Genomic DNA, 19,017 nt, shown 5'->3' with positions numbered 1-19,017 from the left:
GGCAGGCCGCCCGCCTGCCCCGCAGCAGCCCGGCCGCGCCCAGCAGCAGCGACCCGGTGCAGACCGAGGTCACATAGCGCGCGCCCGCCGCCAGCCGGCGCAGCTGGTCCAGATAGGCCTGGTCGGCCATCGCCTGGGTGACGCCGAAGCCGCCGGGCACGCACAGCAGGTCGCAGTGTTCCAGGTCGGCCAGCCGGGCCACGCGGGCGAAGACCAGGCCCTCGGCCTCGATCTCGCCGCCCGCCTCGCTGGCGATCACCACCTGGGCGCCCGGCAGGCGGCTGAGGATCTGGTGCGGGCCCGTGAAGTCCAGGTGGGTGACATTCGGGAACAGGGCGAAGACGATGTGCAGCGGGGCGGGCTTGCTTGACGGCGATTGGGGCATGCGGGGAACCTCCGGTTGACGCCGCAGCATCGCCCGCCTAGCGTCTGGCGGAAATGACATAATTCCCTCGGAAACCGCCATGACCCGCGAGCTCGGCTTCCTGATCTTCCCCGACTTCCAGTTGCTGGACGCCGCCGGACCGATCGCCGCCTTCGAGATCGCCGGACGGTTCGCGCCCGGGGCCTATCGCCTGAACCTGCTGGCCCGCGACCCCGGCCCGGTGGCCAGTTCATCCGGCGTGGCGATGACCGCCACGGCCTTCGCCGACGCCCCGCCGCTGGACACCCTGGTCGTCTCCGGCGGCGAGGGCACGCGCAGCCCGGCGATCTGCGACGCCACCCTGGCCTTCGTCCGCGCCGTGTCGGCCACGGCCCGCCGCACCGCCAGCGTCTGCTCGGGGACCTACGTCCTGGCCGCCGCCGGCCTGCTGGACGGCCGCCGGGCCACCACCCACTGGCAGCGGTCGCGGGACTTCCAGAAGCGCTTCCCGGCCGTGCGGCTGGAGCCCGACAAGATCTTCGTCCAGGACGGCGCGCTGTGGAGCTCGGCCGGGATCACCGCCGGCATCGACATGGCCCTGGCGATGATCGGCGCCGACCTGGGCGAAGCGGTCGCCCGCCGCACCGCCCAGCAGCTGGTGGTCTATCACCGTCGCCCCGGCGGCCAGTCGCAGTTCTCGGCCCTGCTGGAGATGCAGGGCGGCCGGTTCGACGACCTGCTGGTCTGGGCGCGCGAGAACCTGGCCCTGCCGCTGACCGTCGACCAGTTGGCGGAGCGGGCCGCCATGAGCCCGCGCAACTTCGCCCGGCTGTTCGCGCAGGAGACCGGCGCCACCCCCGCCAAGGCCGTCGAGCGCCTGCGCGTCGAGGCGGCCCGGGTCCTGCTCGACAGCCAGCCCCTGCAGGTCGAGGACGTGGCTCTGGAGACCGGGTTCGGCGACCAGGAACGGATGCGCCGCGCCTTCGTCCGCGCGTTTGGGCAACCCCCGCAGGCGTTGAGGCGGGCGGGAAGAACCCTCTCCCTATGGGAGAGGGTTATTCCCGCTCTCCCGCCATCTTCGCCACCTGGGCCTTCAGCAGCTCCAGCGTCTCGGTGTTGCACCGCAGGATCTCGACCATCTCCTGCTCGCGCAGGGAATCCAGCTTGGCGTGCAGGCGCATGATCTCCAGCTCGGCGCGCAGGTTGACGACATAGTCGTGCTCGGCGTTCAGCCGGTCCTTCGTGGCCTGGCGGTTCTGGCTCATCATGATCACCGGGGCCTGGATCGCCGCCACGGTCGAGAGGATCAGGTTGAGGAAGATGAACGGATAGGGGTCGAACGACAGGTGGAACGGCTTGAGGCCGACGTTCAGCCCGATCCACAGCGCCAGGGCCGCGCAGAACCCGCCGATGAAGGCCCAGGAGCCGCCGATCGCCGCGACCTTGTCGGCCAGCCGATCCCAGAAGCCGCGGTCATCGGCCAGCAGGGCCTTGTTGAGGCCGGTGGGGGCTTCGTCGGCGATCAGGTCGATGACGCTCTTCTGAACGTCCTTCAGGTCGGCGTAGGGCGTGGCCAGCAGGTCACGGGCCAGTTGGTCGAGGCGATCGTCGGGGGTCATGGGCGCTCATCGGTGAGGATCGACGAAAGATGCGCCTTCACCGGCGACGCGCAAGCCACCGATTGACGCCGTGCACGCCTAAGGCGAGGTTGGCGTCGTCGGCTTGACGACATCGTCAGCGCATAAGGAGCGATCCCCATGGCCCACAAGTTCCTGATCAAGAAGAACAAGGCGGGCGAGTTCGTCGCCTACTTCGTCTACAACAGCGAGACCATCTTCTGGACCGAGGGCTACACCTCCAAGGCCTCGGCCAAGAACGCCATCGAGTCGATCAAGAAGAACGGCCCGGACGCCGAGACCGACGACCAGACCGACTGAGACCAATGAAGGGGACACGCAACAAGCGCATGTCCCCGGCTGGGGAGGGGGACATGCACTTGTGCGTGTCCCCAGCTCATCCCGCCCTATCCGCTTGACCGACTAATCCCCCCGTTGTCTGATCAGCGATAATAAACAAAGGGGGAGGCCAGGATGAGCGTCGACGCGGGAAATCGAAAGGCCGTTTTCATCACCGGGGCCGCCAGCGGCATCGGCCTGGCCGCCGCCAAGCGCTTCGCCGCCGAGGGCTGGTTCGTCGGGCTTTCCGACATCGACACGCCGGGGCTGAAAGCGGCGCTGGCCGCCATCGGTCCGGACAACGGCTCGGTCCACAGGCTGGACGTCCGCGACCGCAGCGCCTGGACCGCCGTCCTGGCCGACTTCGCCAAGGTGACCAAGGGCCGGCTGGACCTGTTGCTCAACAACGCCGGCATCGCCCGCTTCGGGCCGTTCGAGAGCCACGACGACGCCAACATCGACCTGCAGCTGGACATCAACATCAAGGGCGTGATCAGCGGGGCCCGCGCCGCCCTGCCCTGGCTGAAGGCCACGCCAGGGTCGCGGCTGGTCAACATCTCGTCCTGCGCCGGCCTGTACGGCTCGCCCGGCCTGGCGGTCTATTCGGCCACCAAGTTCGCGGTGCGCGGCCTGTCGGAGGCGCTGGACGTCGAGTTCGCGCCGCAGGGCGTCAGCGTCGCCTGCGTGATGCCGTGGTTCGTGGAGACGCCGATCCTCAACGCCAGCCAGCCGGGCAGCAACGCCAACATGTCCGACGCTCTGAAGGCCGGCGGACTGCCGGTCTATCCCGTGGAAGACGCCGCCGAGGTGATCTGGCGCGCCGCCCACGGGAAGGACCTGCACTATTTCGTCGGCAAGCGAGCCAAGCAGATGCGCTTCGCCACCAGCCACATGCCTGGCGCGGTTAGGAAGCAGCTCCGTTCGCGGCCGCCGCTGGCGACTTGACGGCCTCGCCCGACGAAGGCGACGAAGCCTTGGTCGGGTGCATGGCCGGCGCCGAGGCCGGTTCGGAGACCGGACCCAGGGGACCGCCCATGCCGCCCGGCGCGGTCGCCTGCGTCGACGCCGGATTGGGCGTGATCACCAGGGCGCTGGACAGCTGGATCGTCTGAACCTGCTTGCCGTCGGCGCTGGTGGTGGTCGGCAGGCTGGCCAGGGTGACGCCGGGCAGCTCATCCGCCGTCGACGGACGCGGCTGGCGGCTGAACGCGTCCGGCGCGCCCGAGCGACCGCCGAAGCGGTAGAACACGTGCATGCCGACCTGGGCGACGCGCAGCAGGCGCGGGCCCCAGCCCGGCGAGACGCCAGTGGTGTGGAAGTGGGTCGCGGCCCCGACCTCGCTCATCACCGCGCCGCTCAGGGCGCGCGAGGCGACCTTCTGGGCCCGGTTCCAGGCGCCGGGCTCGCGACCGCGACGCATCGAGCCGTCGCAGGCGAAGCTGAACTGGCAACCGACGTGCTTGTAGGCCCCCTGGAACACCACGCCGCAGATCGACTTGGGGAACGAAGGGTGGCGCACGCGGTTTAATACGACCTGGGCCACGGCCGCCTGGCCGCTGGGGGTCTCGCCGCGGGCCTCGTAATAGACCGCCTCGGAAAGGCACTCGAGTTCACGCGAGCTTTCCAGGGCGTTGGTCAGACGGAACGGCGCGACGGCCGGGTTGAACGGACCGCCGAAGCTGGCGCGCAGCAACAGGGGCTGGCGATCGCCACCGTTCGCCTGGCGCTGTTCGAGACGTTCGGCGAGCAGCGCCGACTGCCGGTCGCGCTGGGCGCCGCCGGCGACGGTATAGGGATCGTGACGGCGGGCGATGGCCATAGCCCCGGCGTCCATCCGCGACGCGGCCTGGTACAGCGCCGCGTCGGAGAAATTCCCCTCGGCGCCGTCGGCCAGGCGCGAGACTTGAGCGTGCTGACTCGCGGCTTGGGCCATGCCCCCCGCAAGGTAAACGCCGCCGAGCGCCAGACCCGTGGCGGATCCGACCAATACGGCGCCGATCAGCGCGCGCGCATCTGCGCACGTCTGCGACTTGATATACAAAACTCGTGTCCTGCGCGGCGAGGGCGAACCGCCCCCCGACAAAAACGCCTTCAAAAACCCGGGAAAAATACTGTCGGGCAGCTCTGAAAGCGGAGGTTCGACCGGTTCACGATGTGGCCGAATTCCTACTTATGAATTGCCTTATGACGTAAACATGACCGAGTCGCAAGCGGACGTGGCGCCGCACCATCAATTCAGCCGCCCCGCGCGATAGATGGAATGGTTAATTGTTTGATTCCAAGGCAAAAACGCGACAGTCCCGAAAATCCGTGAAACGACGAATATTCAACCGTCCGGATAGACTTCCGCCTCGCCGCTCTCAATGGAACCCCGCCTGTCGCACACCGTTACTCAAGGGACGCCGCTACGATGTCCTGGAGGACATAATGTCTGCTCTTTACCGAATTTCCCTGACTCTCGCGGCCGCCCTCGCCCTGGCCGCCTGCGGTCACAACATGGAGCAGCGCGCGGCGACCGGCGCGATCGCCGGAGCGGTCGTCGCCGGCCCGGTGGGCGCCGTGGTCGGGGCCGGCGTCGGGGCGGTGGTCAACACCGCCGCCAAGTCGAAATAGCCCCTAGGAGACGGCCGGTCGCGACGCCCGCGTCAGCCGCCATCCGTCGAGGACAAGCTTAACGAGGCAGATGGCGGCGGTGATCGCCAGACCGATCTGGAGGCTCTGGTCGAGCACCGCCTGCAGGCGGGCGATGTCGACCGCCTGGGGTCCCGTCGCGCTCTGCGGCGACACCGCGATCAGCCGCCCCGCCGACCACAGCACCGCGACCAGGGCCAGCCCTCCGAGGCTGCCGGCGATCTCCAGCGCCGCCCGCGTCCGCGTCCAGCCGGGCCGGATCACCGCCACCAGGCTGGAGGCCAGTTGCAGCACCGCCAGGGCCAGGATCGGCAGGTAGAGCGTGGTCCAGATTCCGGCCGCGCTGAGGAACACCTCGCCTCGCGCCTCACGGCCCGACCAGGGCGCCTCGACCGCGCCGGTCCACCACAGGATGAACAACAGGGTGGCGGCCAGCTCGAACGACGCCTCGAAGCGGGACTTGACCGCCCCGCCCCGCCCGTTCAGCCGCGGCAGGTCGGCGACCTTCCAGTCGGCGGACTTGCCCAGCTTGATCCACCCCCGCTCGATCGCCGCCCCGACCAGGGTCAGGGCGCCGATCAGGGTCAGGCCGGTGGTCATGAAGCTCGACAGAAACCGGGCCGGGACGGCGGCGCCGCTGTGGTCGCCGGTCAGCACCGACAGCACCGCCGGGATTCCCGTGACGACGGCCGTCAGGATCAGCGCCGCCTTCGCCGCGAACACGTAGAACGGATAGAGCTCGGGCCCGATCAGCGAGCGGGGCGTTCCGAACCGTCCCGCCACGGCGATCGGGTGGCCGAAGGCCTTGAGCACGGCCTCGCGCTCGGCCCTGTCGAGCGGCCGGCCCAGTTCGGCCTCCTTCTCCTCCATGCGGCTCAGCAGCAGGTCGCGCAGTTCGGCGACGATGTCCTGGCGCTGGGCCTTGGGCAGCAGGGCCGCGACGGCGGCCAGATAGCGGTCAAGCAGGTCCATGACTGGGTCCCTCCCTCAGATCAGGTTTTGCAGGGTGTCGTTCATCGCCCGCCACTCGGCGGACAGGCGGGCCAGCACGGCCACGCCGTCGGGCGACAGGCGGTAGAAGCGCTTCTTGCGCTTGTCTTCCTCGCGCCATTCGCTGGTCAGCAGGCCCTGGCCCTCGAGGCGGCGCAGCATCGGGTAGAGCGCCCCTTCGTCGATCTCCAGCCCCACCTCGGCCAGCGCCTGGCGCAGGCTGTAGCCGTAGCGCTCGACCCGCAGATGGGCGAGCACGGCCAGGATCAGGGTTCCACGCCGCAGTTCCTGGCGCAGGGTTTCAAAAATGTCGGCGCCTGTTGGCTCGGCGTTTGGGGGCATGGTGTACGTCGCATGGTGTGCGCCACTTGGTGTGTGACGTACACTGTGTGACACACTGTATATGTCACCGTCAAGCCAGGACGAACGCGCCTACAAGCGTTGCCATGGTGCGGAGGTCATGCTTCTACCTGCGGACGTAGCTTAGCCGGGGGCGTCATGAAGCGTTTCGTATTGGCCGGGGCCTCCGCCCTGGCCCTGTTGTGCGGGGTCGCGACGGCGAGCGCCGACACCAAAGCCGTCTCCGACCAGATTTCGCCCTCCCCCGCGCACCGCACCCGCGACGCCGAGGCCGCCCTGCTGGAAATCCAGGACGCCCAGCAAAAGCTCGCCAACGGCGACTTCACCGGCTGCTACGAGGTGCTGAAGCCGGTGATGGCCGGCAAGGGCCTCTCCCAGCTGGAGCCTGCCCTGCAGCGCGCCGCCTGGTATATTTTCGGCGTCGCGGCGATGCAGACCAGCAACAAGATGGACGAAGCGCATGACGCCTTCCGGCGTTCGTCCGTGCTGGAAGGCGCGGTCGGCCTGGACTGGTACATGCGGCTGATGACGGCCTCGGCGCGCGAGGACAAGGATGACGCCGTCTTCGCCGCGACCACCCTGGCCGAGGACTATCCGGCCACCTTGAGCCAGATCACGGACAGCGGCATGGCCTGGCTGGTCGCCAGCGCCAAGGACGTGCCGCGGGGCGACACCCGGCGGTTCGCGCTGCTCGACGCCCTGCTCGCCGCCGACTGGAAGCCCAAGAGTCCCTATATCGATTGGAGCATGCAGTGGTCGCAGCATGCCGCCCAGCTGCTGGACCGCGGCGACGCGACTCGCGCCGCCGAGGCCGCCAAGCGCGTGACTATGCCGATCCCGCTGATCGGCATGCGGGCCGACAACCGCTTCGCCCCCGTGCTGAAGTCCTCGCCCGGCCTCTTCGACATCAAGGCCGCCTACGCCCGGCGCATCGAACGGGCCCAGGCGCAGGTCGCCGCCGACCCGACCTCGCTCGAAGCCGCCAACCAGTGGGTCGCCGCCCTGCTGTCGGCCGACCGGCCGGCCGAGGGCCTGAAGGTGGTCGACGACGCCCTGGCCAAGGCCCTGCCCGCCGATGGCGCAAAGTCCAGCTACAAGGACGTCGAGAGCGTCAACCTGACGCTCAACCTTCGCGCCGAGGTCCTGTTCGCCCTGGGGCGCGCCGACGAGGGCCTGGCGGTCCTGGCCCGCGCCGCGCGGCGGCCGGAGAAGGGGCGCCTCAATGTCAGCCAGACGCTGAACCTGGCCGGCCAGCAGATGACCATCGGCCACCTGGACGAGGCGTTGGAAACCCTGGCCGAGGTCGCCAGCTCGGACGCCAGCGCCTACGGCAAGATGGTGCAACAGTCCTTGCGCGCCTGTATCGCCGCGCAGAAGGGCGACAAGGACGGCGCGGCGCGCCTGCTGGAGACGATGCGCAAGACGCAGGACGACGCCCCGCGGATGATGATGAGCGCCTTGGCCTGCGCCGACGACCAGGACGCCGTCGCTCGCCTGCTCATCAGCCGGCTCGCCGATCCCGATACGCGCCTCGACGCCCTGAGCGATGTCCAGAACTACCCCGAACGATCGGACCTGACGGCGTTCGAGAAGGTGCTGCGGGCGCGCGGCCTGGCGATCGAGGCCCGGCCCGACGTCCAGGCGGCGATCGCGGCGGTCGGCCAGCGGACCGAAAGACCGCCCTATCCCTATCGGGGGTGGTGAGATGAAGCCCTTGTTGTTCGCCCTGGCGCTGGCCGGCCTCGCCGCGACCAGTCCCTCGGTCCTGGCCGAAACCGAGAAGCCGCCCCTCGACCTCAAGGTTCCCGCCAAGGCGGTCGCCCTGGTCGAGAAGCAGGCCCGCAAGCCCGGCGGGCTCTCCGCCTTCGCGGCCTCCGACCTGCAGGACCTGGTCTACGCCGCGGCGAAGGACAAGCCGGGACTGCAGCTCAGGTTGCTGAACCTGCTGGCCCGCGAGAACTTCGCCCCCGCCGACCCGTTCGAGACCTATGACGACATCTGGTACGAGCAGGCGCTGCGGCTCGCGGAAAAGGGCGATCAGGCCGGCGCCCTGACCGCCCTGGGCCGGATGCGCGCCATCAACGAGCTGTTCTACGCACGACTGGACCCGGTGTTCGCGCCGGCCCGCGCGGCCGATCCGGCGGTGTTCGACATCAAGGCCGCGGTCGAGCGCCGTCTGGCCCAGGCGGAGACCCTGTCGGCCGCCCACCCCGATCGCCTGGCCGGCGCGCGAATCCGCGCCGACGCCCTGGAACAGCTGGGACGGGCGGACCAGGCGCTGGCCCTGGTCGACGAGGCCCTGGCCAAGGTCGAGGCCCATCCCGGCGACTATGTCGACAAGGCCAACACCCTGGTCAGCCTGCATGTCGAGCGCGCGGTTTCGCTGTGGCTGGTTGGCCGCGCCGACGACGCGATCGCCGAGCGGCGGCGGACCATCCCCCTCGCCCGCTCGCAGGAGGATTATGACGGCTGGGCCGACCTGGCCCTGATCGGCGACCTGGTGCTGTCGGGCAAGGCCGCCGAGGCGCTGACCGCGCTCGACTATTTCAACGCCGAGGTGGGCGCGGCGGGCATCGACAACTGGGTGGCCGCCCGGGCGATCTGCGCCAACGCCCAACTGGGGCGCCAGGGGGCGGCGCAACGCGAGCTGAAACACCTGGCCGGCAAGGACGCCCCCAACACCGCGTCGTTGAGCTTCGCCTATCTGTGCCTCAACGATCTCGACAAGGCGGCGCTGACCTACATCGCCCGCCTGGAGAACCCCGACCGCGCGCCGAGGGCGATCGAAGCGCTGTCGCCCCGCGTCGCGATCAAGGCCGCCCGGCCCGCGATGGAGGCCGAACTCCTGCGGCGGCAAGCGTTGGTGGCGGCGCGCCCGGACGTGGCCGCCGCCCTGGCCAAGCGCGGCGGCCCGCAACCATCGCCCCTGATCCCTGCGGCGGGAGAGCCCTATTGAGAGACGATATCGTCAATATCTGCACCACGCCTACCTGGCGGTCCGGCCCGGGTGGTCGAGCAGACGACCTGATCTTCCTCTGGGGACAGGTGCATGCGCCTGTCCCCGACCGTAGGATGCATCCTAACGGTCGAACTTCGTCGACAGGATGATCGACGAGGTGGTGCGCTCCACGCCCGGCAGCTGGCCGATGCGGTCGATCACCTCGTCCATCTGGGCCACGGTGGCCGTGGCCGCCACCGCGATCATGTCGTAGTCGCCGCTGACCGAGTGCAGCAGCCGCACCTGCGGGACGGCCCGCAGGGCGGCCTCGACGGCCCTCGCCTCCTTGGGGCCGATCTTGATCATCACGTGGGCCCGCACCGCCCCGAGCTCGTGATCGGGGGCCAGGCGGGCGGCGTAGCCGACGATCACCCCGTCGCGTTCCAGCCTTTCGATCCGGCTCTGCACCGTGGTACGCGAGCGGCCGACCCGCCGGGCGAGGTCGGCGGTCGAGGCGCGGCCGTTCTCGCGCAGGGCGGCGATCAGCTTCTGGTCGATGGCGTCGATCGTCATTTCGTCGGACAAACCCTGCGTTTCGCCGAGAAACTGCCGGCAAACCGACGATCGCGCCACTAGGATTCGCGCAAACGGCGGGGATGATGTCCGCCCCTGGAGCTCCGCCCCGTGTTGAACCAAGTCCATGGCCAGGCCCTGGCCGCCCTGCTCGGCCCCGGCGGCCTGATCCTCGATCCGGCCGACCGCGCCGCCTACGAGACGCCGGCCCGCTACGCCGACGGCGTGGCGGCGGCGGTCGTGCGCCCGGCGACGACGGCGGAGGTCTCGGCCGTGGTCGGCTACTGCGCGCGCCACGGCCTGAAATTCGTGCCGCAGGGCGCCAACACCGGCCTGGCCGAGGGCTCGACCCCGGACGCCAGCGGCGCGCACATCGTGCTGTCGCTGGACCGCCTGACCGCGCCGCTGGAGATCGACACCGCCGACCGCACCGCCACCGTCGGCGCGGGGGTGCGGCTGTCGGCCCTGAACGCGGCGCTGGAGCCGCATGGCCTGTTCCTGCCCATCGACCTGGGCGCCGACCCCAGCCTGGGCGGCATGGCGGCCACCAACACCGGCGGGGCGCGGTTCCTGCGCTATGGAGACATGCGACGGCACGTCTTGGGCTTGGAAGTCGTGCTGGCCGACCCGGCCGGCACGGTGCTGCAGCTGTCGCACGGCCTGCGCAAGGACAACGCCGCCGTCGCCCTGCGCCAGCTGTTCGTCGGCGGCTGCGGGGCGTTCGGGATCATCACGGCGGTTACCGTCGAGGTCCACCACCGCCCGCGCCAGACCGCCGCCGCCCTGCTGGTCCCGCGCGACGCCGACGCGGTGCTGCCCCTGCTCCAGGCCTTCGAGGCCGAGGCCGGTTCGACCCTGACCGCCTTCGAGGGCATGTCGGCCGCCGCCATGCGTCGCGCCATCGACCACGTGCCGAGCCTGAGCAACCCGTTCGCCGGCGGCGTTCCCGACTACGCCGTGCTGGTCGAGCTGACCTGCACCTGGGCGCCGCGCGACGGCGAGGCCTCGCTGGACGAGGTGCTGCAGCAGATCGCCGGCGACCTGCTGGAACGGGACGACAGTCCGCTGGTCGACGCCCTGTTCGGGCCGGTGGAGAAGATGTGGGCCCTGCGCCATTCGCTGTCGGAGGGCCTGAGGGCCAGCGGGCCGGTGGTCGGCTTCGACCTGTCGTTCCGCCGCCGCGACCTGGCCCGCTTCCGCCGCGAGGCCACGGCGATGCTGGAGGCCGATTTCCCCGACTACCAACTCTGCGACTTCGGCCACGTGGCCGACGGCGGCGTGCACTTCAACCTGGTGCGGCAGGAGCCCGGCGCGCATGACCCCGACCGGCTGGACGCCCTGCGCGAGGCGGTGCTGGTCCTGGCCATCGAGGGCTTCGGGGCCAGCTTCAGCGGCGAGCATGGGCTTGGCCGCGCCGTCCAAGGCTCTTATGACCGGTTCACGCCCCGGCTGATCCAGGACTATAGCGCCGCCGTCGCCGCCGTGTTCGGCGCCGGCTCGGCCGCCGTCCGGCTCGGCCCGCCCGCGCGCCTCTAGGAGTTTTCGCATGTCCGCCCCCCTGCCCTCCGCCATCCCCGAAGCCCGCGCCCTGCTGGGTCGCCTGGGCGTCGATTCGGCCGCCCTCGACGGCGGAACCCTGGCCGCCCGCTCGCCGGTGACCGGGGAAGTTCTGGCGAACCTGGTCGAGGCGACGCCGGAACAGGCCACGGCCGCCATCGACGCCGCCCATGACGCCTACCTCGCCTGGCGCAAGGTCCCCGCCCCGCGGCGCGGCGAACTGGTGCGGCTGCTGGGCGAGGAACTGCGCGCCCACAAGACCGACCTCGCCGCTCTGGTCACCCTGGAGGCCGGCAAAGTGGTCTCCGAGGGCCTGGGCGAGGTGCAGGAGATGATCGACATCTGCGACTACGCCGTCGGCCTGTCGCGCCAGCTGTTCGGCCTGACCATCGCCACCGAGCGCCCGGCCCACCGGATGATGGAGACCTGGCACCCGCTGGGCGTCGTGGGCGTGATCTCGGCCTTCAACTTCCCGGTGGCGGTGTGGTCGTGGAACGCGGCCCTGGCCCTGGTCTGCGGCGACGCGGTGGTCTGGAAGCCGTCGGAGAAGACCCCGCTGGTCGCCCTGGCTGTCCAGGCGCTGTTCGCGCGCGCCGCCGCCCGTTTCGGCCCCGACGCCCCGGCCGGCCTGTCGACCTTGCTGATCGGCGGCCGCGAGGTGGGCGAAGCCCTGGTCGACCACCCGAAGGTCCCGCTGGTCTCGGCCACCGGCTCGACGGCCATGGGCCGGCAGGTGGGACCCAGGCTGGCCGCCCGCTTCGCCCGCGCCCTGCTGGAGCTGGGCGGCAACAACGCCGCCATCGTCGCGCCGTCGGCCGACCTGGACCTGACCCTGCGCGGCGTCGCCTTCGCCGCCATGGGCACGGCCGGTCAGCGCTGCACCAGCCTGCGCCGGCTGTTCGTGCACGAGAGCGTCTACGACGCCTTCGTCGGCCGGCTGAAGATCGCCTATCCCAACGTGCCGGTCGGCGATCCGCGCGCCGCCGGGGTGCTGGTCGGCCCGCTGATCGACAAGGCCGCCTATGAGGCCATGCAGAGCGCCCTGACCCACGCCCGCGCGGCCGGCGGCCGGGTGGTCGGCGGCGAGCGCGCGCGGGTCGCGGACCCGGACGCCTACTATGTCGCCCCCGCCCTGGTGGAGATCGACGCCCAGGCGCCGATCGTCAGGCACGAGACCTTCGCCCCCATCCTCTACGTGATGAAGTACGCCGAGCTGGCCGACGCCATCGCCGCCCAGAACGACGTGACCCAGGGCCTGTCGTCGTCGATCTTCACCCTCGACCTCCGCGAGGCCGAGCTGTTCGTGTCCGGCGAGGGCAGCGACTGCGGCATCGCCAACGTCAACATCGGCCCCTCGGGCGCCGAGATCGGCGGGGCGTTCGGCGGCGAGAAGGAGACCGGCGGCGGCCGCGAAGCGGGCTCCGACAGCTGGAAGACCTATATGCGCCGCGCCACCAACACCGTGAACTACGGGACCACCCTGCCGCTGGCGCAGGGCGTGACCTTCGACGTTTGATTTTGCCGACGCCTGACCCTGGAAACCCGATGAACGCCCCGCAAGACGCCCACCTGACCGCCCTCGTCGCCTCGGCCATCGGCCCGCGCGCCGCCGGCGAAATCCTCGACACCCTCGACATCGACGTGATGCTGTCGGGCGAGACCGGCCAGCGCGTGTCGCGCGCCGTGTTCGCCATGGCGCTCAACGCCGTGCTGTTCCACGACATCATGGGCCGCGTGCCGCTGGGCGCGGCCTATGTCGCCGAGCGCCGGGCCGCCGGCCTGCGGATCCTGTTCGACCACGGCGCCCTGCGCACGATCCGGTTCGGTGAAGGCAAGACCGGCGCCCTGCCGGCTGGCCAGATCGCCTTCGCGCGAATCCTCGAGCCGCTGGGCTACACGATGGCCGAGGTCTACCCGCTGGACCGGCTGAAGATGACCGGCCGGGCCTACGCCCATCTCGACTATCCGGAAGCCATCCCGCAGTTCTTCGTCAGCGAGCTGCACGTCGACCGCTTCTCGCCGGCCTTCCAGGCCGCCGCCCACGCGGTGTTCGACGCCACGCGCGACGTGCTGGGGGCCGAGGCGACCCGGGCCCTGGCCGCCTTCGCCACCGAGGGCGCCGTCGACCTGGAGACGGCGATCGCCGCCCTGCCCCAGGTGGTCGCCGCCTTCGATCGCACCCATCCGACGCCGCGGCTCTCGGACTACAAGGCGTTGGCGGCCGAGTCGGCCGAGGCCGCCTGGATCGCCACCGAGGGCCAGTCCTTCAACCACGCCACCGACCGGGTGCCCGACGTCGAGGCCGTGGCCGACGCCCAGAAGGCCCTGGGCCGCCCGGTGAAGGACGCCGTCGAGGTCTCGGCCTCGGGCCGCGTGCGCCAGACGGCGTTCAAGGCCCAGCCGGTCGAGCGGGCGTTCGCCACCGACGACGGCGAGGTGACCCTGACCGTGCCGGGCTCGTTCCACGAGTTCATCACCCGCGACCGGTTCGTGGACGAGACGGACGTCGAGCGGCTGGACCTGCGGTTCGACAGCTCCAACGCCCAGGGCATCTTCAAGATGACCGGGACGGGGTGAGGCCGGCGACCGGACCTTCGGCGACGGGTTCACGCCGGCCGATAGATCTGCGCCACCGCGCCCCCTGGAAAGGCCTTCGAGCTCATCAGCTTGAGAGGCGTTGGCGCCGCGAGGTCGGAGAACAGCGGCAGGCCTTTGCCCAGCGCCACGGGGGCCACGATCAGCGCGAACTGGTCGACCAGTCCCTGGGCGACGAGTTCGCGGGCGAAGCTGACGCCGCCGTGGGCGATGATCGGCTTGCCCTCCTGGGCCTTCAGCTTCGCGATTTCCTCCGCCAGGTCGCCGCTCGCCACATGGGCCTCCGCCCAACTCCCCGCGCCGGGCTGCGGCGCCGCGGACTGCGTGGGCCCCGCCTTGGCGCGGGCCTCTTCGAGCGCCGCCATCGTCTTCACGTGCGCCAGGATCGCCGGTCCCTGCCGTGAGAAGACGGCCTTGGGGATCTGGTTCATCGGCGGCGCGAACGGGTCGGTGGAGGTCTGCCAGTAGGCGGCCATGCCAAGGAAGCTGCGGCTGCCCATGATGTGCAGGCTGGCGTTCCAGATGTATTCCACGCCCCAGGCCTTCGCCTCTTGATCGGCGCCGAACATCCATGTGTTTCGGCCATCCAGGTCACTCACGAAGCCATCGACAGATATGGCCATCTTCAAGATCAGGTCTCTCACGGCGTCCTCCTCGTGGCGGTCCTGACCCAAGGACGGGCCAGATCGACAAGGTCCGACAGCGCGCGATCATTTTTCCGGCGGCGGGCCCTTCTGTCGCCTCGAGGCGGACTGAGGTGAAGGCGAACGGAGCCCTACGCCCCCAGCGCCACCGCGATGGCGCTCTTCAACTGGCGGTCGGAGATCGGCTTGAACAGCACCCCGGCGGGATGGTCCATCTGGATGCGCGCCAGCGTGGCCGGTTCGCGCGAGCCGGTGATGAAGATCACCTTGGAACCGACCGTGTCGTGAATGGCCAGGGCGGCGTCGACGCCGTCCTTCTCGCCGCGCAGGCGCATGTCCATCAGGACCAGTTCGGGCCGATAGGCCACGGCCAGGGCCACCGCCTCGTCGGCCGAGGCGGCGGTGGCGCAGACCTCCATGTCCAGGTCCTCGACTTGCAGGCGCAGGCCCTGGGCGATCAGGAACTCGTCGTCGACCACCAGGACCAGGGGTCTGTGCTGGCCGTTCACGGCGTCACCGGTGCGGCCAGGCGGATCTCGCTGCGCGTCGCCCCCGGCCGGCTCTTGACCAGGATCGTTCCCTTCAGTTGGGCGACCAGGCCCTCGATGATGCTGACGCCCAACGCGGCCTTGGGGTTCTGCGACGCCGACCCCGCGCCGTCATAGCCTCGCCCGTTGTCGGCGACGACCAGCGCCAGCGCCCCGTCCCCCGCCCGGCTCAGGCTGACGTCGATGTCGCCCCGGCCGTCGGGGAAGGCGTGCTTGAGCGAGTTGGTCACCAGCTCGGTGACCAGCAGGCCCAGGGGGATGGCGAAATCCAGACCGACGTCCAGGGGGATCGCCTCGACCGACAGCGCGATCTCCTGGCCGGGGCCGCCGTGGACCAGGTTGGTGGACAGGTCCTGCAGGAACGGCGCGATGTCGAAGGTCTTGAGGTCTTCCGACCCCATCAGCTGGTGGTGCACCAGCCCCAGGGCGTAGATCCGGTCGCGCAGGCCCTGCATCGCCTGGCGGGCCGCCGGGTCGGTCAGTTGCCGGGTCTGCATGATCAGCAGGCCGTCGACCATCTGCAGGTTGTTCTTCACGCGATGATAGACCTCGCGCAGCAGCAGGTCGCGCTGGGCCAGGGTCGCGGTGCGCTCGGCGACCACGACCTCCAGCTCTTCCTTGGCCGCCCGCAGCTGGGCGGTGCGCTCGTCGACCCGCCGCTCCAGCTCGGCCGCCGACGGCAGGGCCAGCAGCTTGGGGATCAGCGTCCAGAGGATGCCGGCGGTGGCGATCGACAGGATCGCGGTGGCCACCTTGATCAGGGCCTCGACGCCATAGGCCGGGGCCCACAGGGTCAGGATCGCCATCAGGTGGGTGGTCCCGCAGGCCAGGATGAAGGCCACGAACAGATAGGCCACCCAGCCGTACTTGATGTCGGGACGCCGCTTGACGAAGGCGGCGATGGCCAGCGGGATCGAGAAATAGGCCAGGCCGATCACCGCGTCGGAGCCCGCGTGCATCGCCACCAGGCCCGGAGCCCAGCTGAGACAGAAGCCGTGCGGCGTCAGGCCCGAGGGATTGAGCAACCAGTCCAGGAAAGACATGTCCAAAGCCCCGACGGCGGACGTAGCGAACCCTCATCAAGGCAGAAAAAGTCTATTTGAGGTAGTGATTTCACATCGCCGCCGCGTGGCGATTGCCCGCGCTCGCCGCGTCGGCGCGGCAGCGTCGGGCGATCCCTCGGACCATGGTCCAAGGAAAAACCGGCTGGCTCCGGGGGGAGAGCCAGCCGGCCATCGGCGCGGTTCCCTGGGGGGAGGGCGAACCGGCCGCCGGGCCTTTCCAAGGGGTCGAACCGGGGGGAAGGCCCGACGCGGTGGAACGGCGCGTGGAGAAGCAGAGCCTGGGACGGATCGCCCTTTCCGGACAATCCGCCCCCGGGGCCTTAGCCGAACAGCTTGGCCGCGGTCTTGGCCACCAGTTCGCCCTGGTGGCGGGCGCCGGCCAGTTCCAGTTCGCTGGGCTGGCGCGAGCCGTCGCCGCCGGCGATGGTGGTGGCGCCGTAGGGCGCGCCGCCGGTGATTTCCTCCAGGGTCATCTGGCCCTGGTGGCTGTAGGGCAGGCCGACGATGACCATGCCGAAGTGCAGCAGGTTGGTGATGATCGAGAACAGGGTCGTCTCGTTGCCGCCGTGCTGGGTGGCCGACGAGGTGAAGGCCCCGCCCACCTTGCCGTGCAGCGCGCCGCGGGCCCACAGGCCGCCGGCCTGGTCGAGGAAGGCGGCCATCTGCGACGAGATGCGGCCAAAGCGGGTGCCGGTGCCGACGATGATCGCGTCGTAATTGGCCAGCTCGTCGATCGTGGCGATCGGGGCGGCCTGGTCGAGCTTGAAGTGGGCGCCCTTGGCGATCGCTTCCGGAACGGTCTCGGGGACGCGCTTGACGTCGACCGTGGCGCCGGCGGCGCGGGCCCCGTCGGCGACGGCGTTGGCCATCGTCTCGATGTGGCCGTAGGCGGAATAGTAGAGAACGAGAACCTTGGGCATGAAAGCCTCCTTGATCACGGGCGGTTGGATCTTGGGTTTGGGTTTGAAGAAACGGGAGAACATCTAGGCGGCGTCGACGAGCACCAGCTCAGCGTCCTCGATCGCTGTCACGCGGATCACGGCTTCGTCTTGAATGGCGGCGCCGTCGCGGGTGTTGAGGGTCACGCCGTTGACCTCGACCTTGCCGGTCGAAGGCACCAGATAGCCCTTGCGGTCCGCGCCGATCGCGTACTCGGTGGTCTCGCCGGCCTTCAGCGTCGCGCCCAGCACCCGGGCGTCGGCCCGGATCGGCAGCGCGTCGTTGTCGGCCTCGAAGCCGCTGGCCAGGGCCACGAACTTGCCGGAGCGGTCGCCCTTGGGGAAGGGCTTGGCGCCCCAGGCGGGACCTTCGCCGCGCTTGTTCGGGATGATCCAGATCTGGAAGATGCGGGTGGTGTCGCCTTCCAGATTGTATTCCGAGTGACGGATGCCGGTGCCGGCGCTCATCACCTGGACGTCGCCGGCCTCGGTGCGGCCCTTGTTGCCCATGTTGTCCTGGTGGGTGATCGCCCCTTCGCGGACATAGGTGATGATCTCCATGTCGGCGTGGGGGTGCGGCGGGAAGCCGGTGCCGGCGGCGATGGTGTCGTCGTTCCAGACCCGCAGGGCGCCGTGGTGGACGCGGCTGGGATCGTGGTAGTCGGCGAACGAGAAGTGGTGCTTAGCGTCGAGCCAACCGTGGTTGGCGCCGCCGAGGCTGTCGAAAGTGCGAACATCGATCATTTCGAAATCTCCTCAGAAAGGTTTGTCTGGGTGGGGAAGGCCGGCTGGCCGTCCCCGTTGAGGAGAAGATGATCCCTTGCGCTTCGATCCGAAATGGAAATGATCGAAACAAACCATTTCGGATTTCGCGCTAATGAAACTCCCCGACTTCGAGGCCTGGGCGGTGTTCGCCAAGGTGGCCGAGACCGGCTCCTTCGTCGGGGCCGCCAGCCAGCTGAACCTGTCAAAGGCCACGGTGTCCAAGGCCGTCACCCGGCTGGAGGTCCGACTGGGGGCGACGCTGTTCCACCGCACCTCGCGGCGGTTGTCGCTGACCCAGGCCGGCAAGGACTCGCTCCACCGCGCCACGCACATCCTGCACGAGGGCGAGGCGCTGGAGGCCGAGGCCTCGGCCCAGTCGGCCACGCCGCGCGGCCTGGTGCGGGTGGCCGCGCCGATGTCGTTCGGCGTCGCCCATCTGGGCCCGGCCCTGCCGGAGTTCTTCGCGCTCTATCCGGAGGTGTCGGTCGAGCTGTCGCTGTCGGACCAGCTGGTCGACATCGTCGAAGACGGCTTCGACCTGGCGCTGCGGATCTCGGCGCTCGAGGATTCCAGCCTGCTGGCCCGGCGCCTGTGCCCGGTGCGGCTGATGCTGGTCGGCTCGCCGGCCTATTTCGACAAGCACGGGCGACCCAGCCACCCCAAGGACCTCAGCCGCATGAGCGGCATGTTCTACACCAACAGCAAGACCAAGGACGTCTGGCGGTTCGAACACGCCGAACACGGACAATACGCCGTCAGCCTGCCCGCTCCGCTGCGGGTCAATAACGCCGACATCCTGCGCCCCTCATTGCTGGCCGGCCTGGGCCTGGCCATGCAGCCGGACTTCCTGGCCTGGCGGGACGTCAAGGACGGCTTGCTGGAGGAGGTGCTGGCCGACTGGGCGCCGCCGCCGATCGCCCTGCACCTGGTCACTCCGCCCAGCACCATCCGGCCGGCGCGGGTGGAGGTGCTGATCGCGTTCCTGGCCAAGCGGATGGCGTCGGCGCCTTGGGCGGTTTGATGCTCCCCCATTGGGGGAGCTGTCGCGGAGCGACTGAGGGGGTCAGCGCGGCGGGGGGGGGGGGGGGGGGGGGG

Annotated in this window: 20 protein-coding genes and 1 pseudogene; 10 read left to right on the top strand and 11 right to left on the bottom strand. The window is 70.0% G+C overall.

Annotation, left to right across the window (positions count from 1 at the left end; translation table 11 throughout):
- On the bottom strand, positions 1-385 hold a 385-nt coding region (locus PMI01_RS12710), incomplete at its 3' end, for a DJ-1/PfpI family protein (RefSeq protein WP_007669000.1).
- A gap of 79 nt (positions 386-464) precedes the next feature.
- On the opposite strand from PMI01_RS12710, the pseudogene PMI01_RS12705 reads away from it, so the two are divergent.
- A pseudogene (locus PMI01_RS12705) lies at positions 465-1,376 on the top strand (GlxA family transcriptional regulator); the annotation flags it as partial.
- A 43-nt stretch (positions 1,377-1,419) separates the two neighbouring features.
- Here PMI01_RS12705 and PMI01_RS12700 read toward each other — a convergent pair.
- A complete protein-coding gene (locus tag PMI01_RS12700; protein WP_007668998.1) occupies positions 1,420-1,983 on the bottom strand; it encodes a DUF1003 domain-containing protein in 564 nt (187 codons plus the stop codon).
- Between the two features lie 138 nt (positions 1,984-2,121).
- Here PMI01_RS12700 and PMI01_RS12695 point away from each other — a divergent pair, with 138 nt between their 5' ends.
- Both PMI01_RS12695 and PMI01_RS12690 read left to right on the top strand, forming a co-directional pair.
- The gene (locus tag PMI01_RS12695) at positions 2,122-2,301 is read left to right on the top strand and encodes a YegP family protein (RefSeq protein WP_007668997.1); all 180 of its coding nucleotides are present in this window, start codon (positions 2,122-2,124) and stop codon (positions 2,299-2,301) included.
- 153 nt (positions 2,302-2,454) lie between these two features.
- Positions 2,455-3,264 carry an SDR family oxidoreductase gene (locus tag PMI01_RS12690; protein WP_007668996.1) on the top strand — a complete coding sequence of 270 codons (810 nt, stop codon included), beginning with the start codon at positions 2,455-2,457 and terminating at the stop codon, positions 3,262-3,264.
- Here PMI01_RS12690 and PMI01_RS12685 read toward each other — a convergent pair.
- Positions 3,224-4,360, bottom strand: a complete 1,137-nt coding sequence (locus PMI01_RS12685; RefSeq protein WP_007668994.1) for a cell wall hydrolase — start codon at positions 4,358-4,360, stop codon at positions 3,224-3,226. The two genes, PMI01_RS12690 and PMI01_RS12685, sit on opposite strands and share 41 nt — an antisense overlap.
- A gap of 386 nt (positions 4,361-4,746) precedes the next feature.
- Between PMI01_RS12685 and PMI01_RS12680 the strand changes: the two genes are divergently transcribed.
- Entirely contained in the window at positions 4,747-4,932 is a 186-nt protein-coding gene (locus PMI01_RS12680; RefSeq protein WP_007668992.1) for a hypothetical protein, read from the top strand.
- 3 nt (positions 4,933-4,935) lie between these two features.
- Here PMI01_RS12680 and PMI01_RS12675 read toward each other — a convergent pair whose 3' ends face one another.
- Positions 4,936-5,922 (bottom strand): HAAS signaling domain-containing protein, encoded by a 987-nt coding sequence (locus tag PMI01_RS12675; protein WP_007668991.1) that lies wholly within the window; start codon positions 5,920-5,922, stop codon positions 4,936-4,938.
- A 15-nt stretch (positions 5,923-5,937) separates the two neighbouring features.
- Positions 5,938-6,282 carry a PadR family transcriptional regulator gene (locus PMI01_RS12670; protein WP_007668990.1) on the bottom strand — a complete coding sequence of 115 codons (345 nt, stop codon included), beginning with the start codon at positions 6,280-6,282 and terminating at the stop codon, positions 5,938-5,940.
- Positions 6,283-6,438: 156 nt separating this feature from the next.
- Here PMI01_RS12670 and PMI01_RS12665 point away from each other — a divergent pair, with 156 nt between their 5' ends.
- Positions 6,439-8,004 carry a hypothetical protein gene (locus PMI01_RS12665; RefSeq protein WP_007668988.1) on the top strand — a complete coding sequence of 522 codons (1,566 nt, stop codon included), beginning with the start codon at positions 6,439-6,441 and terminating at the stop codon, positions 8,002-8,004.
- 1 nt (position 8,005) lies between these two features.
- Positions 8,006-9,256 (top strand): hypothetical protein, encoded by a 1,251-nt coding sequence (locus tag PMI01_RS12660; RefSeq protein WP_007668984.1) that lies wholly within the window; start codon positions 8,006-8,008, stop codon positions 9,254-9,256.
- Positions 9,257-9,379: 123 nt separating this feature from the next.
- Here the strand turns inward: PMI01_RS12660 and PMI01_RS12655 are convergent, their stop codons facing one another.
- Entirely contained in the window at positions 9,380-9,811 is a 432-nt protein-coding gene (locus tag PMI01_RS12655; RefSeq protein ID WP_007668981.1) for an Lrp/AsnC family transcriptional regulator, read from the bottom strand.
- Positions 9,812-9,922: 111 nt separating this feature from the next.
- On the opposite strand from PMI01_RS12655, the gene PMI01_RS12650 reads away from it, so the two are divergent.
- From PMI01_RS12650 to PMI01_RS12640, 3 genes are read left to right on the top strand one after another with little or no spacing between them, the layout of a single operon-like run.
- Positions 9,923-11,347 carry an FAD-binding oxidoreductase gene (locus PMI01_RS12650; RefSeq protein ID WP_007668980.1) on the top strand — a complete coding sequence of 475 codons (1,425 nt, stop codon included), beginning with the start codon at positions 9,923-9,925 and terminating at the stop codon, positions 11,345-11,347.
- 10 nt (positions 11,348-11,357) lie between these two features.
- Positions 11,358-12,884 (top strand): L-piperidine-6-carboxylate dehydrogenase, encoded by a 1,527-nt coding sequence (locus tag PMI01_RS12645; protein ID WP_007668978.1) that lies wholly within the window; start codon positions 11,358-11,360, stop codon positions 12,882-12,884.
- A 29-nt stretch (positions 12,885-12,913) separates the two neighbouring features.
- Positions 12,914-13,945: a 2-oxoadipate dioxygenase/decarboxylase family protein gene (locus PMI01_RS12640; RefSeq protein WP_007668975.1), complete on the top strand. Its 1,032-nt coding sequence runs from the start codon at positions 12,914-12,916 to the stop codon at positions 13,943-13,945.
- A gap of 29 nt (positions 13,946-13,974) precedes the next feature.
- Here the strand turns inward: PMI01_RS12640 and PMI01_RS12635 are convergent, their stop codons facing one another.
- From PMI01_RS12635 to PMI01_RS12615, 5 genes are all read right to left on the bottom strand, one after another.
- Positions 13,975-14,637 (bottom strand): dihydrofolate reductase family protein, encoded by a 663-nt coding sequence (locus PMI01_RS12635; protein ID WP_238537056.1) that lies wholly within the window; start codon positions 14,635-14,637, stop codon positions 13,975-13,977.
- A 101-nt stretch (positions 14,638-14,738) separates the two neighbouring features.
- The gene (locus PMI01_RS12630) at positions 14,739-15,116 is read right to left on the bottom strand and encodes a response regulator (RefSeq protein ID WP_007668968.1); all 378 of its coding nucleotides are present in this window, start codon (positions 15,114-15,116) and stop codon (positions 14,739-14,741) included.
- Complete coding sequence (locus PMI01_RS12625) at positions 15,113-16,198, bottom strand: sensor histidine kinase (protein ID WP_007668966.1); 1,086 nt, start codon at positions 16,196-16,198, stop codon at positions 15,113-15,115. The genes PMI01_RS12630 and PMI01_RS12625 overlap by 4 nt, the downstream gene beginning before the upstream one ends.
- Before the next feature lie 341 nt (positions 16,199-16,539).
- Positions 16,540-17,139, bottom strand: coding sequence for an NAD(P)H:quinone oxidoreductase (gene wrbA / locus PMI01_RS12620; protein WP_007668964.1), 600 nt, complete (start codon positions 17,137-17,139; stop codon positions 16,540-16,542).
- Positions 17,140-17,202: 63 nt separating this feature from the next.
- Positions 17,203-17,901 (bottom strand): pirin family protein, encoded by a 699-nt coding sequence (locus PMI01_RS12615; RefSeq protein WP_007668961.1) that lies wholly within the window; start codon positions 17,899-17,901, stop codon positions 17,203-17,205.
- A 133-nt stretch (positions 17,902-18,034) separates the two neighbouring features.
- Between PMI01_RS12615 and PMI01_RS12610 the strand changes: the two genes are divergently transcribed.
- Positions 18,035-18,943 carry a LysR family transcriptional regulator gene (locus tag PMI01_RS12610; protein WP_007668958.1) on the top strand — a complete coding sequence of 303 codons (909 nt, stop codon included), beginning with the start codon at positions 18,035-18,037 and terminating at the stop codon, positions 18,941-18,943.
- The last annotated feature ends 74 nt before the right edge of the window (positions 18,944-19,017 follow it).

The organism is Caulobacter sp. AP07, assembly GCF_000281955.1.
Taxonomy (GTDB): Bacteria; Pseudomonadota; Alphaproteobacteria; order Caulobacterales; family Caulobacteraceae; genus Caulobacter.
This window is presented reverse-complemented; position numbering and strand designations above follow the sequence as displayed.

Excerpts from the sequence above, each read along its gene's own strand:
- PMI01_RS12700 (WP_007668998.1), bottom strand. The coding sequence starts at position 1,983 with ATGACCCCCGACGATCGCCTCGACCAACTGGCCCGTGACCTGCTGGCC.
- PMI01_RS12695 (WP_007668997.1), top strand. The coding sequence starts at position 2,122 with ATGGCCCACAAGTTCCTGATCAAGAAGAACAAGGCGGGCGAGTTCGTC.
- PMI01_RS12690 (WP_007668996.1), top strand. The coding sequence starts at position 2,455 with ATGAGCGTCGACGCGGGAAATCGAAAGGCCGTTTTCATCACCGGGGCC.
- PMI01_RS12680 (WP_007668992.1), top strand. The coding sequence starts at position 4,747 with ATGTCTGCTCTTTACCGAATTTCCCTGACTCTCGCGGCCGCCCTCGCC.
- PMI01_RS12675 (WP_007668991.1), bottom strand. The coding sequence starts at position 5,922 with ATGGACCTGCTTGACCGCTATCTGGCCGCCGTCGCGGCCCTGCTGCCC.
- PMI01_RS12670 (WP_007668990.1), bottom strand. The coding sequence starts at position 6,282 with ATGCCCCCAAACGCCGAGCCAACAGGCGCCGACATTTTTGAAACCCTG.
- PMI01_RS12665 (WP_007668988.1), top strand. The coding sequence starts at position 6,439 with ATGAAGCGTTTCGTATTGGCCGGGGCCTCCGCCCTGGCCCTGTTGTGC.
- PMI01_RS12660 (WP_007668984.1), top strand. The coding sequence starts at position 8,006 with ATGAAGCCCTTGTTGTTCGCCCTGGCGCTGGCCGGCCTCGCCGCGACC.
- PMI01_RS12655 (WP_007668981.1), bottom strand. The coding sequence starts at position 9,811 with ATGACGATCGACGCCATCGACCAGAAGCTGATCGCCGCCCTGCGCGAG.
- PMI01_RS12645 (WP_007668978.1), top strand. The coding sequence starts at position 11,358 with ATGTCCGCCCCCCTGCCCTCCGCCATCCCCGAAGCCCGCGCCCTGCTG.
- PMI01_RS12640 (WP_007668975.1), top strand. The coding sequence starts at position 12,914 with ATGAACGCCCCGCAAGACGCCCACCTGACCGCCCTCGTCGCCTCGGCC.
- PMI01_RS12625 (WP_007668966.1), bottom strand. The coding sequence starts at position 16,198 with ATGTCTTTCCTGGACTGGTTGCTCAATCCCTCGGGCCTGACGCCGCAC.
- wrbA (WP_007668964.1), bottom strand. The coding sequence starts at position 17,139 with ATGCCCAAGGTTCTCGTTCTCTACTATTCCGCCTACGGCCACATCGAG.
- PMI01_RS12615 (WP_007668961.1), bottom strand. The coding sequence starts at position 17,901 with ATGATCGATGTTCGCACTTTCGACAGCCTCGGCGGCGCCAACCACGGT.
- PMI01_RS12610 (WP_007668958.1), top strand. The coding sequence starts at position 18,035 with ATGAAACTCCCCGACTTCGAGGCCTGGGCGGTGTTCGCCAAGGTGGCC.